We start from the raw sequence: 13,838 nt of genomic DNA on the forward strand, positions 1-13,838 counted from the left end.
CGTTGTCATCTCTGATGAAGATTTTCGTCACTCCACCAGCAATAATTTATAAAGCGGTTGATTCTCTTCAACCAAATCGGCAAGCGTGTAGTTATCCAGTTCCGTAAGAAAACTTTGCACGGCCTTAGAAAGTGCCTGTTTCAACCGACAGGCAGGTGTAATGTGGCAAAACTCACTGCTGCAATTCACCAGCGATAAGGGTTCCAGCTCGCGCACCACATCACCAATGCGTATCGCACTCGCCGGTTTACCCAGGCGAATGCCGCCATTTTTTCCACGAACAGCAGTCACGTAGCCGGCACGACTAAGTTGATTGATTATTTTGACCATATGATTACGGGAGACGCCGTAGACGTCAGTCACTTCAGAAATACTGGTCATCCGCCCTTCTGGCAATGACGCCATGTAGATCAGCGCACGTAATCCGTAATCAGTGAAACTCGTTAACTGCACATCAACCTCAAAAGGGAAATCGGGAAAAAATACATTTATATTGATGATAAACCAGCCACAAGCTGTGTCGCTAATTTATTTCAGTTTGGGGAAGGAAAAAAGCGAGGATTTAACACTGTGTCGGATAGCATAATGGCTTACCCGACACAGCAATGTATCACACTGTTAGCCCGGCAGGCAAAATATCTGCCAGGCGTACCAGGATTACGCGTCGAACGGGTCGCGCAGAATCATGGTTTCAGTACGATCCGGACCGGTAGAGATAATATCGATCGGCACACCAGTCAGCTCTTCAATGCGCTTGATGTAGTTCAGCGCCGCCTGCGGCAGGCCGCTACGATCTTTCACGCCAAAGGTGGATTCAGACCAGCCCGGCATGGTTTCGTAAATCGGCTCTACACCTTTCCAGTCGTCAGCTGCCAGCGGAGTGGTAGTCACTTCACGACCATCCGGCATACGGTAAGCCACGCAGAGTTTCACCTCTTTCAGGCCATCCAGAACGTCCAGTTTAGTCAGGCAGAAGCCAGACAGGGAGTTCAGTTGTACCGCACGACGAACGGCAACGGTGTCCAGCCAGCCGGTACGACGACGACGACCCGTAGTTGCGCCGAATTCGTTACCCTGCTTGCAGAGGAACTCGCCAGTTTCATCAAACAGTTCGGTCGGGAACGGACCTGCACCTACACGAGTGGAGTAAGCTTTGAGGATACCCAGAACGTAATCAACATAACGCGGGCCCAGGCCGGAACCGGTCGCCACGCCACCAGCAGTGGTGTTGGAAGAAGTTACGTACGGATAAGTACCGTGGTCGATATCCAGCAGCGTACCCTGCGCACCTTCGAACATGACGAAATCGCCACGCTGACGCGCCTGGTCGAGCAGGTCAGAAACGTCAACCACCATAGAAGTCAGGATGTCGGCAACAGCCATCGTATCATCCAGAACTTTCTGGTAATCAACCGCTTCAACTTTGTAGTAGTTAACCAACTGGAAGTTGTGATATTCCATCACTTCTTTCAGTTTTTCAGCGAAGGTTTCTTTGTCGAAAAGGTCGCCAACACGCAGACCGCGACGTGCTACTTTATCTTCATAAGCAGGCCCGATACCACGACCGGTGGTGCCGATCGCTTTCGCGCCACGCGCTTTCTCACGTGCGTTATCCAGCGCAACGTGATAATCAAGGATCAGCGGACATGCTTCAGACAGCAGCAGACGCTCACGAACGGGGATGCCACGGTCTTCCAGTTCTTTCATCTCTTTCATCAGCGCGGCCGGAGACAGCACAACACCGTTACCGATGATGCTGGTTACATTCTCGCGGAGAATACCTGATGGAATAAGATGGAGAACGGTTTTTTCACCGTTGATTACGAGAGTATGGCCTGCGTTGTGACCGCCCTGGTAGCGTACAACATATTTAGCCCGTTCAGTCAGAAGATCGACGATCTTACCTTTACCTTCGTCACCCCATTGGGTGCCCAGTACGACGACGTTGTTACCCATTTTTCAAAATCACCGTTTGCTTAAAAATGGATTCTACCATCGCTTTTTCAGAGTTACAGCACTTTTTGCATCCAAAAATGACCTTAATCAGTCTATTTTTTGTTCAGCCAATCGTTTTCCTCAACATGTAGTAGACCACAACGCCCGCAACCACAAGTCCACCACCAAAACGACGTAAAATATTATCGGGTAAATTGGTCATCGCAGAGATCATCTTCTTCCACGCCTGCGGGTAAAGCATCGGTCCTAAACCTTCCAGCACCAAAACCAGAGCAAGCGCCAGCCAGATTGTCGAATTCATTCATTGTCCTTATAGAAAAAGAAAACCACCGACATCCCTGAGGATGCGGTGGCTTTATTGACCTGTACCGCAGTCGTTATCTTAACGCGTTGCGGAAGTCGGCGTCTTCATGTAGCGGAAGAAATCGCTGTCCGGGCTCATGACCATCACGTCCTGATTGCCAGAGAAGCTGTTCTCATAAGCACGCAGGCTACGGATGAATGCGTAGAAGTCCGGATCTTTGCTGAATGCATCAGCAAACAGTTTGGCAGCTTCTGCGTCACCTTCACCGCGCATGATGCGACCCTGACGCTCTGCTTCTGCCAGCGTTCTGGTCACTTCATAGTCGGCAGTTGCGCGCAATTTTTCCGCTTCTTCCTGACCTTGTGAACGATGGCGACGCGCTACCGCTTCACGCTCGGCGCGCATACGGTTGTAGATCGCCTCAGACACTTCGGTCGGCAGGTTGATCTGCTTAATACGCACATCGACAACTTCAATACCCAGCGCCGCCATACTGTTCGGGTTGATGACCGGAACTTTGCCCTTCGTCTCAGCCGTTACACGCTCTGCCGCTTCGGCAATGGCGTTATCCGCTGCTGGGGTAGTGACTTCATCTTCAGTACCCGCAGAACCGGAGTTCAGCGCGTCACGCACTTCCAGAGTCAGACGACCACGGGAGTCGGTGACGATGTCTTTCACGTCCAGGCGACCAATTTCAGAACGCAGACGGTCAGAGAACTTACGTTTCAATAGCACTTCCGCTTGCGAAATGTCGCCACCACCCGTTGCCAGGTAGTAACGGCTGAAATCGCTGATGCGCCATTTGATGTAAGAGTCGACGATCAGGTCTTTCTTCTCTTTGGTCACAAAGCGGTCGGCCTGGTTGTCCATGGTCTGAATACGCGCATCGAGCATTTTCACCGTTTCAATGAACGGTATCTTGAAATGCAGACCCGGCTCATAAACCAGAGGTTTGTTGTCATCGTCACGCAGTACCTTACCAAAACGCAGCGTAATACCGCGCTCACCTTCTTTGACGACAAAGACAGACATGTAAAGCACTACCAGCACGATGATGATAATCGCGATAACTGACTTACGCATCGTTATTCCCCCTGACGCTGGTAGTCGTTACGCTGCGCGTTGGCGCGGCGTTGGTCCATAATATCGCCCTGACTGGTGGACGACGTGTTGCTTGCCCCACTGGTCGTGGAGGAAGAGGCTGGCGGCAGACGCAACAGATTGCTGGCGCCGTTGTCGCTCTTCGCCGCAGGCGCGTTACCCCCTTTCAGCATCTGGTCTAACGGCAGAACCATCAGGTTGCCACCTTTGTCGTTAACCAGCACTTTGCGGGTATTGCCCAACACTTTTTCCATCGTCTCGATATACAGACGCTCGCGAGTAATTTCTGGCGCGGCTTTATATTCCGGCAGAAGTTTAGCAAAGCGCGCGACTTCACCCTGGGCTTCCAGGATAGTCTGAGCCTTGTACGCACGCGCCTCTTCGAGGATACGTTGCGCCTGACCGTTCGCACGCGGCTGAACTTCGTTGGTATACGCTTCTGCTTCACGAATGTATTGCTGTTCGTTTTCACGCGCGGCAATCGCATCGTCAAACGCCGCTTTTACTTCTTCCGGCGGACGAGCAGCCTGGAAGTTGACGTCCAGCAGCGTGATACCCATGTCATACGGGCGGATAGTCTCTTCCAGTTCGCGCTGAGTATCGCTACGAATCACGGTACGACCTTCCGTCAGAATGCGGTCCATGGTGTATTTACCGATAACTCCACGCAGGGCGCTGTCGGTAGCCTGACGCAGGCTGTCATCCGGGCTGGTCACGCTATAGAGATATTTTTCCGGATTGGTGACGCGGTACTGCACGTTCATCTCAACGCGCACTACGTTCTCGTCCGACGTCAGCATCACACCAGAAGCTGCCAGTTCACGCACGGCTTCCACGTTCACCGGTTTAACTTCGTCGATAAACGTCGGTTTCCAGTTCAGACCAGGTTCAACCAGATGGCTGAATTTACCAAAGCGTGTTACCACGCCGCGTTCGGCTTCTTTAATGGTGTAGAAACCACTGGCCGCCCAGATAATGACAATCGCTGCCGCTGCGATGGTAACGACACGACCGCCAAGCTGCGGGCGTGGGCCTTGCGATGAAGTGCCACCGCCAGATCCGGTGCCTTTACCGCCGCCCAGACCACCGAGCTTTTTGCTCAGTTTGCGGAAGATATCATCTAAATCAGGTGGCCCTTGATCGCGACCGCCTTTGTTTCCATTTCCCTCAGAGTTGCCGCCAGGTTTGCTGCTTCCCCACGGGTCGCGGTCTTGTCCGTTATTACCGGGCTGATTCCACGCCATGTTTGTGCTCCATATTTGTTATGCGGTGATCCCTGTTGTCTTTCGACGCCAGAGGATATGACTCCACGCTTCAGACGCTTTGCCGGTTAGATCAGGTAATCGATCAACGCCGGTTCTTGTTTACAGAGGCGACGCCAGTCAACGATCGGCATACGAACTTGCAGACTTACGCTGCCGTCCTCCTCCATCCACTCTTTTTCTATTGCCTGAAGCTGATAAAAACGACTTCTCAGACGCCCTTCCTGCGGCGGCAGACGCAATGTATGCTGCGCCACCTCACCGGAAAGCCGCTCCGTCAAAGCCTGAAAAAGCTGTGGTATCCCCGCTCCGGTCTGCGCAGAAAGCCAGACACGGATCGGTTTGTTCTCTTCGTCCCGATCAATACGCGGTTCGAAATCTTCCAGCATATCGATCTTATTCATCACCAGCAGGGTTGGGATCTCGTGAGCATCAATCTCTTCAAGAACCGTATTCACCGCTTCGATGTTTTCTTGTACACGCACATCTGCCGCATCAATGACGTGCAGCAGCAATGTGGCTTGCCGCGTCTCTTGTAACGTGGCTTTAAACGCCGCCACCAGATCGTGCGGCAGGTGGCGAATAAACCCTACGGTATCTGCCAGCACGGTTTCACCGACATCCGCGACATCAATACGCCGCAACGTCGGATCGAGGGTGGCAAACAACTGGTCTGCCGCGTAGACCCGCGCTTCGGTGATGCGATTGAAAAGGGTAGATTTACCGGCGTTGGTATATCCCACCAGCGAAACAGTAGGAACGTCGGCTTTGATACGCGATTGCCGCCCCTGCTCACGCTGCTTTTCAACTCTTTCCAGGCGCGACTGTATCTGCACGATGCGATTACGCAACAAACGACGGTCGGTTTCGAGCTGGGTTTCACCCGGACCACGCAAACCGATCCCGCCTTTCTGTCTTTCAAGGTGGGTCCAGCCACGCACCAGGCGCGTAGCCAGATGGCGCAGCTGCGCCAGCTCAACCTGCAACTTACCCTCATGGGTACGCGCACGTTGGGCGAAAATATCTAAAATAAGGCCGGTGCGATCGATGACACGACACTCGCACAAACGCTCCAGGTTACGCTCTTGCGCTGGGCTCAGGGCATGGTCAAAAAGAACGACCGAAGCACCCGTCGCTTTGACAGCTTCCGCAATTTCAACTGCTTTACCTTCACCTACAAAATACTTTGGGTGCGGCGCTTTACGGCTACCGGTAATCACCTGCAATGCTTCGACACCGGCGGAAGAGACCAGAGATTCAAACTCCTGGAGGTCTTCCATATCTTTGTCTTGCGTAAAATAGATGTGTACCAGCACCGCCTGCTCACCAGCATCATAACGGTCAAACAAGCGTAAAACCCTCTAAATAGATCAGCGGGGAACGCAGGATCGCTGGCTCCCCGTGTAAAAAAAACAGCCCGAAACCTTATTCGGTTTCTTCGCTGTCCTGTTGCGCGGAAGTATTCTGCGCGCTGCTACCATGATGATAGTTACTGCTAGTACCGCCACCGGCATTGTTACTGTGATGAGAAACCGGGCGAGACGGGACAACAGTAGAAATCGCGTGCTTATAAACCATCTGGCTGACCGTGTTTTTCAACAGGATCACGAACTGATCAAAAGACTCGATTTGTCCTTGCAGCTTAATACCATTCACCAAATAAATAGAAACTGGAACACGTTCCCGACGCAGTGCGTTCAGGAACGGATCTTGTAAAGATTGCCCCTTAGCCATTCTCTCTTTTCCTTATATGCTTATTTGTACTTTGAACCTTTCGATTCTGAAAAAATTGCGCACGATACGTCTCAATTGTACACATTCAGCCTGCGATAGCACCAACAACCTGTAATACTTCGTCACGCGCCTGTTCTGGTTTTTCACTGTCAAGCCAGTGAACCCCTTCCCAACCACGCAGCCAGGTTATCTGCCGCTTCGCCAACTGTCTCGTGGCGCAAACACCTCGATAAACCATTTCATCGTATGAGATTTCGCCTTCAAGGTAAGACCACATCTGGCGATAACCCACGCAACGAATGGAAGGCAAATCCGTATGCAAATCTCCTCGGGCAAAAAGCGCCCGGACTTCTGCTTCAAAACCTGAAGCCAACATCTGATGAAAACGCTGCTCAATTCGTTGATGGAGCAGTTCACGGCTCGCCGGGGCGATGGCGAACTGATGCACCTGATACGGTAGAGCGTCTCCTGACGTTTGCGTCAGTTCCGTTAAAGTTTTACCCGAAATGAAAAAAACTTCCAGTGCCCGGGAAAGCCTTTGTGGATCATTTGGATGAATCCTTGCTGCCGCAACAGGATCTATCTCCTGAAGTTGACGATGCAATGACTCCCAACCTTGCTCTGCCGCTTGTTGCTCAATTCTGGCTCGTACTTCGGGGTTCGCCGACGGTAGCGGCGACAACCCCTCCAGTAACGCCTTGAAATACAACATAGTACCGCCCACTAACAGCGGGATCCGCCCCGCCGTCATGATATCGGCCATTTCCGCCAGCGCATCGCGACGAAAATCAGCAGCCGAATAAGCCTGCGACGGATCGCGAATATCCAGCAATCGGTGCGGCGCGGCGAGTAACTCTTCAGCGTTCGGCTTCGCCGTCCCGATATCCATCCCTTTGTAAATAAGGGCAGAATCAACGCTTATCAACTCTACTGGTAAAATTTTACGCAGCTCAATGGCTAACGCCGTTTTACCGGAGGCCGTCGGCCCCATCAAAAAAATTGCCTTAGGCAGGCTCGCCTTACTGATATCACTCATCTTTCAGGGCTTTTATCGCCGGATGTAAATCAACAGATTGTAACAGACCACCCGGCGGCGTTTTCACAAGCTGCGGACATAACCGTTCTACATCCGCCAGCAGGGTAATGGCCTGAGCCATTGACCACTGTGCATGTTCGCTCATCAGATTTCGTGCAATCCACTGCGCAATATTGCCAGGTTCGAATACGGACTGCTTCGCCAGGTAGCCTATCAGTTCAGGAATCAAGATTTGTAAATTTTGTTGGCGTAAGGGTAAAGGCACGGCTCTGATGGTCACATGCTGCGCATCAGACTGAAATTCAATGCCTAACTCCGCCAGAGCGGACTGCGCTTTTTCTAATGCCGATTTTTCTTCGCCAGAGACTTTTAGCCGCAACGGAATAAGCAACGGTTGAGCGCAAACTGGCGATTCCCCCGGCGTCAGTTGCATCTGACGCAACCAACGTTCCGCTACCGCCAGGGCTAAAAGTGAAATGTTGCCGTCACGCTCCAGCAGCGCACAGTCGGAATTGACGATAGTCAACACCCGACCAAAGCTTTGACCATTCGATGCCAGCGTAAGTTCCTGCGGTTCTGGCGCTTTTGGTTTGAGCATCGGCGCAGGCGTTTGCAAAAGCTGGCGATACACTTCGCCTTGCTGTTTCTGGTAGCCCGGTTGCGCGTTCGGCCAGGGAGCAGACTGGCGACTGCCTGATGCTGGCGCAGGAGTGTAGCGTGGAGCTACCGGTTCACGAACTGCCGGTTCTGCAAAATGATTACGCCCTGCGGCTACGCGGTTTTCCGGGATGGCGCGCGATGCAGGTTGTGGTTCATCATCCAGCGGCAGCGGCGTTTCCAGTTGCTGTTGTAGCACGCTCAGCACACCCTGATAGATAAAGTCATGCACCAGACGCGACTGATGGAAACGCACTTCGTGTTTGGCGGGGTGCACGTTGACGTCCACCTGATGCGGGTCGATCTCCAGATACAGCACAAACGCTGGTTGCTGATCGGCGCCCAGTTTGTCTTCGCAGGCCTGGCGGATCGCGTGATTGATCAGGCGATCGCGCATCATGCGCCCATTAACGTAGCAATACTGAATTTCCGCCAGTGCGGGCGTGGTGTGATTCGGATCAGCCACCCAGCCGCGCAGCGTGAGATCGCCGTGCTGCCATTCAATCGCCAGGGCATGTTCGAGAAAAGCGGTGCCACAAATCGCCCCTAAACGGCGTTCTTTTTGCCCGCCTTCCGGCACTGCGCGGTACTGGCGCACAATTTTGCCGTTATGCGACAAGTTGATAGTGACGTCGAAACGCGCCAGCGCGATGCGGCGGATGATTTCATCGATATGGTTAAATTCGGTTTTCTCGGTGCGCAGGAATTTGCGCCGCGCCGGAGTGTTGTAGAACAGATCCAGCACCTCCAGCGTTGTTCCCACCGGATGCGCCGCTGGTTTAACCGTCACGTCCATATCACGCCCTTCGGCATAAGCCTGCCAGGCTTCCTGCTGTTCCGCAGTGCGCGAAGTGAGCGTCAGGCGGGAAACCGAACTGATACTCGCCAGCGCCTCACCGCGAAAACCCAGGCTGATAATAGCTTCGAGATCGTCCAGAGAGGCAATTTTACTGGTAGCATGACGAGCCAGCGCCAGCGCCAGCTCATCTTTTTTGATACCGCAGCCGTTATCACGAATGCGGATAAGTTTCGCCCCACCGCGTTCGATATCAATATCGATGCGCGTCGCACCCGCATCGAGGCTGTTTTCTACCAGTTCTTTGACTACCGACGCAGGTCGCTCGACCACCTCACCTGCGGCAATCTGGTTCGCCAGTTGTGGCGGTAAGACCTGAATTGGCATTAATAATCCTTAGTTTGGCAGCGTGCGATCTGGCGTCGTCACCGTGCTGACCGTTTGTGCCGTTGCGCCCTGCGGCGCAGACTGCATCGGATGCGCAAGGAAGTAATTGCGCAGGCCTTTGTAAATGGCTTCTGCCAGCTGTTGTTGGTAATCGTCGCTCGCCAGCAAACGTTCTTCGCTGTTGTTGCTGATAAAACCGGTTTCGACCAGTACTGACGGGATATCCGGCGAACGCAGAACGCCAAGGCTGGCGTGTTCTGGTCGACGTTTATGAATTTCGCCAATGCGTTGCAACTGACTGATCATACTGGTCGCCACATCATACCCTACCCGCTGGGAATGACCGAACTGTAAATCCAGCACCGCCTGGCTTAAATACGGGTCAGACTGACTGTTCGCCAGCACATCGCCTGCCCCGCCCAGCAGCTCCGACTGTTTCTCGTGCTGTTCCAGCCAGCTTGCCATTTCACTGTTTGCGCGACGGTTAGAGAGCACCCACACGGAAGCGCCGGTAGCACTGCGGTTCGGTGCGGCATCAGCGTGAATCGACACAAGGAAATTGGCGTTTTGCTTACGTGCCACATCGCTGCGCCCCATCACCGAGATAAAGTAATCCCCGTCACGGGTTAAAACGCCCTTAAACATCGGATCATCATTGAGCAAAGTACGCAATTTACGCGCGATGGCGATGGTGACATTTTTCTCCCGCGTACCGCCAGGGCCGATAGCGCCAGGATCCTGACCACCGTGTCCGGCATCAATGGCGATGACAATTTTTTCGCCAGTGTTAGCCGTCGCGCGCGCTGCCGGACGCGTCACCGTATTGCTACTGATGACACCCGTAGCCCGGTTGCTCTCGGTTTTAAACGGATTACGCGCCGGTTCGCTGACGCGCGGTGCGACAACCGCAGGCGTTTCAACACGTTTAGCAACCACGGGCGGCGGCGGAGGCGGTGGTGGCGCATCGGCATTAATCGTAAAGACGACGGTGTAATTACTGCCATTCTGCCGCTTCACCGCTTCGGTTTTACCGTTTTCGGTGAGATCGACCACCAGCCGCAGCGTTTGCGCATCTTTTGGCGTTCCAGAGCGAATCGCCTTCACCAGATTATTACCGCTGAACAACAACGGCAGCCCCTGAATCACGCCCGTTTGTTTGATATCGAGCGCCACGGTGCGTTTGCTTTGATGGCTAAATGCATAGTCAGGATCGCCAATAAAACTTAACGTTATCCGCGCCTGTTGATTGCCATTAGAAACCTGAATATCAGAGAGCGTCGCGGCGCCAGCCTGCGCGCACAGCAGCACCAACGTCGCTACCAACCAATTTCTGATGCGATACATCATCCCGCCACCTTCAAAGGTTAACCGGCTAAACGCGCCAGCAACAATTCACCCGCAGAGGAGACCGCACTCACGCGCGCCTCACGGCCTTGTGCCTGATAATCAATGTGTATTTCGACATCCGGGTCAGGAAGAACACCTGTACCTTGTTGTGGCCACTCCACCAGGCAGATGGCATCGTTGGCAAAATAATCGCGGATCCCCATAAACTCCAGCTCCTCGGGATCGGCAAGGCGGTACAAATCAAAGTGATAAACCATTAAATTGTCGAGCGTATAGGGTTCGACCAGCGTATAAGTGGGGCTTTTGACATTACCCTGATGACCCAGAGCCTGTAAAAAGCCCCGGCTAAAGGTGGTTTTACCTGCGCCTAAATCGCCATACAGATAGATTACGGTTGCACCATCGCAGGCTTTCGCTACCCGCTCGCCCAGGTCTAATGTTGCCTGCTCATCAGGGAGCGGAATTACTCGATTCATCATGGTTTTTATCAGTCACTTCCGGGTTAACAATACGCTGTAGCGTGGAAAAGAGATCGGTTGCCAGCATCCCGCGCGTACCAAAACGCGCCGCCAGCACGTCAGCCGCCGCGCCGTGTGCGATACAGCCAGCACAGGCTGCATCATACGGCGACAGTTTTTGCCCAAGCAATGCGCCAATAATACCAGAGAGCACATCACCCATGCCGCCGCTGGCCATCCCTGCATTTCCGGCATCAATAATGCCTAAAGCGTCAGGATGGGCGGCGACCACGGTTCCGGCACCTTTCAGCACCGCTACGCCGCCATAACGTTGTACCAGACGTTGGGCGCAATGTAAGCGGTCACTTTCAATTTCTGCAACGGAACAGCCCAACAACCGTGCGGCCTCGCCAGGATGCGGCGTGATCACGCGATTGTGACGCTTATCGGGATTGATTGCCAGCAGGTTCAATGCATCAGCATCCCACAACATCGGTTTGCGAAAACTCTCAACTTTTTGTAGGGCTTTTTTCCCCCACTCTTGCTGGCCCAGACCAGGGCCAATCACCACCACATCGGCCCATTCCAGGCTTTCAGTTAAAGATTTCTCCGTCAACTCGTACACCATCAATTCCGGTCGTGCGGTCAGCAGCGGCGCAATGTTTTCACTGCGGGTCAGTACTCGGACTAGACCAGCGCCAGCACGCAGCGCCGCTTCCCCCGTCATACGAATAGCCCCCGCCGTGCCGTGATCGCCACCGATAATCACCAGCCGCCCGTGATCGCCTTTATGCGAAGTCGGGCGACGCGGTTTCAGCCAGTGAGAAAGTTGTTCTGCCGAAAACCGCTGAATTTTCGTCTCCTGACCTGCCAGCCAACTGTCCAGTCCCAGCGAGTCAAAATGCAGTTGCCCGGTAACATCCCGTGCTTTGCCGGTTAACAAACCAGGTTTAAGGGCAATAAAGGTGATGGTGTGAGCGGCGTTGATCACCGTGCCTGGCGTGGCGCCGGTTTCTGCCAGCAGGCCGGAAGGGATATCAACCGCCACAATCGGCGCCGGATGGGAATTAGCATGGTCGATTAATTGGCTAACAGATTCGCGGGGTGCTTGCTGCAATCCGGTGCCGAGCAGCGCATCAACGATCAAATCCACCGGCGCAGGCCAGACAATATTCGAGGCATGGATCTCGCCTCCCGCGTTTAACCATGCTTCGCGTGCCAGCGCAGCCTCTTCCGGTAACGGTTTGTCGCTCTCCTGGGCCAGTAACGTAACCTCAATACCGACCGCTTTTGCCAGCCGCGCGACCACGTAGCCATCGCCGCCATTATTGCCATGACCGCACAGCACCAGCCAGTGGCGGGCGTCAGGATAAGCGGTACGACACACCTGAAACGCGGCTTCACCCGCACGAAGCATCAGTTCATAAAGCGTTAGCCCCAGCGCATCTGCCGCTTCGCGTTCGCCACGTCGGATATCGTCGGCGTGCCAGACGGTGTGTGGTATACTTACGGGGTTTTTCTTCATTGTATGGTCCGTCATGTCAGAGCCCCTCGATCTCAATCAGTTAGCGCAAAAAATTAAACAGTGGGGGCTGGAACTGGGCTTTCAGCAGGTGGGTATTACCGATACCGATCTCAGCGAGTCCGAGCCAAAACTGCAAGCATGGCTGGACAAACAATACCACGGCGAAATGGACTGGATGGCGCGTCACGGTATGCTGCGCGCCCGCCCCCACGAGTTATTGCCCGGTACGCTGCGCGTGATCAGCGTGCGGATGAACTACCTGCCTGCCAACGCCGCATTTGCCAGCACGCTGAAAAATCCCAAACTCGGCTATGTTAGCCGTTATGCGCTGGGTCGTGACTACCACAAACTTCTGCGCAACCGACTCAAAAAGCTGGGCGAGATGATTCAGCAACATTGTGTTTCGCTGAATTTTAGACCGTTTGTCGATTCTGCGCCTGTTCTTGAGCGCCCGCTGGCTGAAAAAGCGGGACTTGGCTGGACAGGTAAGCACTCACTTATCCTCAATCGCGAAGCCGGCTCGTTCTTCTTTTTAGGCGAACTGCTGGTTGATATTCCGTTACCGGTAGATCAACCAGTCGAGGAAGGATGCGGTAAGTGCGTGGCCTGTATGACGATTTGCCCGACCGGCGCCATTGTCGAGCCATATACCGTTGATGCTCGCCGCTGTATCTCTTATCTCACCATCGAACTGGAAGGGGCAATCCCGGAAGAGTTACGCCCATTAATGGGAAACCGTATTTACGGCTGCGATGACTGTCAGCTTATCTGTCCGTGGAATCGCTATTCGCAACTGACAACTGAAGATGATTTCAACCCGCGCAAGCCACTACACGCACCGGAACTCATTGAGTTATTCGCCTGGAGCGAAGAGAAGTTTTTAAAAATAACGGAAGGTTCGGCGATTCGCCGTATAGGCCACCTGCGCTGGCTGCGTAATATCGCCGTGGCATTAGGCAATGCGCCCTGGGATGAAGCGATTCTGACGGCGTTGGAAAGTCGTAAAGGTGAGCACCCACTTCTTGATGAGCATATAGCGTGGGCGATTGCGCAGCAAATCGAGAGACGAAATGCCTGCGTGGTCGAAGTACAATTACCGAAAAAACAGCGTCTGGTTCGTGTAATTGAAAAGGGACTACCGCGTGATGCCTGATTCATCCACAGCTTGTGAATAAAAATAAAAACGCATTGCAATTCAAGACGAATATCATCGTCAAGTGATCGATACGGCAAAACACAATCTTAATTTTCAACTTATATATCAAGAGGTTGAAA

14 protein-coding genes are annotated in these 13,838 nt (G+C 53.4%); 1 reads left to right on the forward strand and 13 read right to left on the reverse strand.

Translation table 11 applies throughout. The annotated features are described in order from the left end of the window. Positions 1-27 precede the first annotated feature (27 nt). The 12 genes from nsrR to nnr form a co-directional block, all read right to left on the reverse strand. Positions 28-453 (reverse strand): nitric oxide-sensing transcriptional repressor NsrR, encoded by a 426-nt coding sequence (nsrR, locus tag A7098_RS12425; protein ID WP_001177639.1) that lies wholly within the window; start codon positions 451-453, stop codon positions 28-30. A gap of 204 nt (positions 454-657) precedes the next feature. Next, complete coding sequence (purA, locus tag A7098_RS12430; RefSeq protein ID WP_000527963.1) at positions 658-1,956, reverse strand: adenylosuccinate synthase; 1,299 nt, start codon at positions 1,954-1,956, stop codon at positions 658-660. A gap of 103 nt (positions 1,957-2,059) precedes the next feature. Then, complete coding sequence (locus A7098_RS12435) at positions 2,060-2,257, reverse strand: DUF2065 domain-containing protein (protein WP_001089300.1); 198 nt, start codon at positions 2,255-2,257, stop codon at positions 2,060-2,062. A gap of 81 nt (positions 2,258-2,338) precedes the next feature. Continuing rightward, positions 2,339-3,343: a protease modulator HflC gene (gene hflC, locus A7098_RS12440; protein WP_001232412.1), complete on the reverse strand. Its 1,005-nt coding sequence runs from the start codon at positions 3,341-3,343 to the stop codon at positions 2,339-2,341. Between the two features lie 2 nt (positions 3,344-3,345). Next, a complete protein-coding gene (gene hflK, locus A7098_RS12445) occupies positions 3,346-4,605 on the reverse strand; it encodes an FtsH protease activity modulator HflK (protein WP_105280875.1) in 1,260 nt (419 codons plus the stop codon). Positions 4,606-4,691: 86 nt separating this feature from the next. Next, the gene (gene hflX, locus A7098_RS12450) at positions 4,692-5,972 is read right to left on the reverse strand and encodes a ribosome rescue GTPase HflX (protein ID WP_000460360.1); all 1,281 of its coding nucleotides are present in this window, start codon (positions 5,970-5,972) and stop codon (positions 4,692-4,694) included. A 76-nt stretch (positions 5,973-6,048) separates the two neighbouring features. After that, positions 6,049-6,357: an RNA chaperone Hfq gene (gene hfq, locus A7098_RS12455; protein WP_001051883.1), complete on the reverse strand. Its 309-nt coding sequence runs from the start codon at positions 6,355-6,357 to the stop codon at positions 6,049-6,051. A gap of 85 nt (positions 6,358-6,442) precedes the next feature. Continuing rightward, positions 6,443-7,393, reverse strand: coding sequence for a tRNA (adenosine(37)-N6)-dimethylallyltransferase MiaA (miaA, locus tag A7098_RS12460; RefSeq protein ID WP_105280876.1), 951 nt, complete (start codon positions 7,391-7,393; stop codon positions 6,443-6,445). Next, positions 7,386-9,233, reverse strand: a complete 1,848-nt coding sequence (gene mutL / locus A7098_RS12465) for a DNA mismatch repair endonuclease MutL (protein ID WP_105280877.1) — start codon at positions 9,231-9,233, stop codon at positions 7,386-7,388. The genes miaA and mutL overlap by 8 nt, the downstream gene beginning before the upstream one ends. 9 nt (positions 9,234-9,242) lie before the next feature. Then, a complete protein-coding gene (amiB, locus tag A7098_RS12470) occupies positions 9,243-10,580 on the reverse strand; it encodes an N-acetylmuramoyl-L-alanine amidase AmiB (protein WP_105280878.1) in 1,338 nt (445 codons plus the stop codon). A 17-nt stretch (positions 10,581-10,597) separates the two neighbouring features. Beyond that, positions 10,598-11,059: a tRNA (adenosine(37)-N6)-threonylcarbamoyltransferase complex ATPase subunit type 1 TsaE gene (gene tsaE, locus A7098_RS12475; RefSeq protein ID WP_000981977.1), complete on the reverse strand. Its 462-nt coding sequence runs from the start codon at positions 11,057-11,059 to the stop codon at positions 10,598-10,600. Next, positions 11,031-12,578, reverse strand: coding sequence for a bifunctional ADP-dependent NAD(P)H-hydrate dehydratase/NAD(P)H-hydrate epimerase (nnr, locus tag A7098_RS12480; RefSeq protein WP_105280879.1), 1,548 nt, complete (start codon positions 12,576-12,578; stop codon positions 11,031-11,033). Before nnr ends, tsaE begins: the two co-directional genes overlap by 29 nt. Here nnr and queG point away from each other — a divergent pair. Next, complete coding sequence (gene queG, locus A7098_RS12485) at positions 12,577-13,716, forward strand: tRNA epoxyqueuosine(34) reductase QueG (RefSeq protein ID WP_105280880.1); 1,140 nt, start codon at positions 12,577-12,579, stop codon at positions 13,714-13,716. The genes nnr and queG overlap by 2 nt on opposite strands. On the opposite strand, the gene A7098_RS12490 is transcribed toward queG, so the two are convergent. After that, the gene (locus A7098_RS12490; RefSeq protein WP_100664635.1) at positions 13,699-13,752 is read right to left on the reverse strand and encodes a hypothetical protein; all 54 of its coding nucleotides are present in this window, start codon (positions 13,750-13,752) and stop codon (positions 13,699-13,701) included. The genes queG and A7098_RS12490 overlap by 18 nt on opposite strands. Positions 13,753-13,838: the final 86 nt, after the last annotated feature.

Origin of the sequence: Escherichia sp. MOD1-EC7011, assembly GCF_002965005.1 — a bacterium.
Lineage (GTDB): Bacteria > Pseudomonadota > Gammaproteobacteria > Enterobacterales > Enterobacteriaceae > Escherichia > Escherichia ruysiae.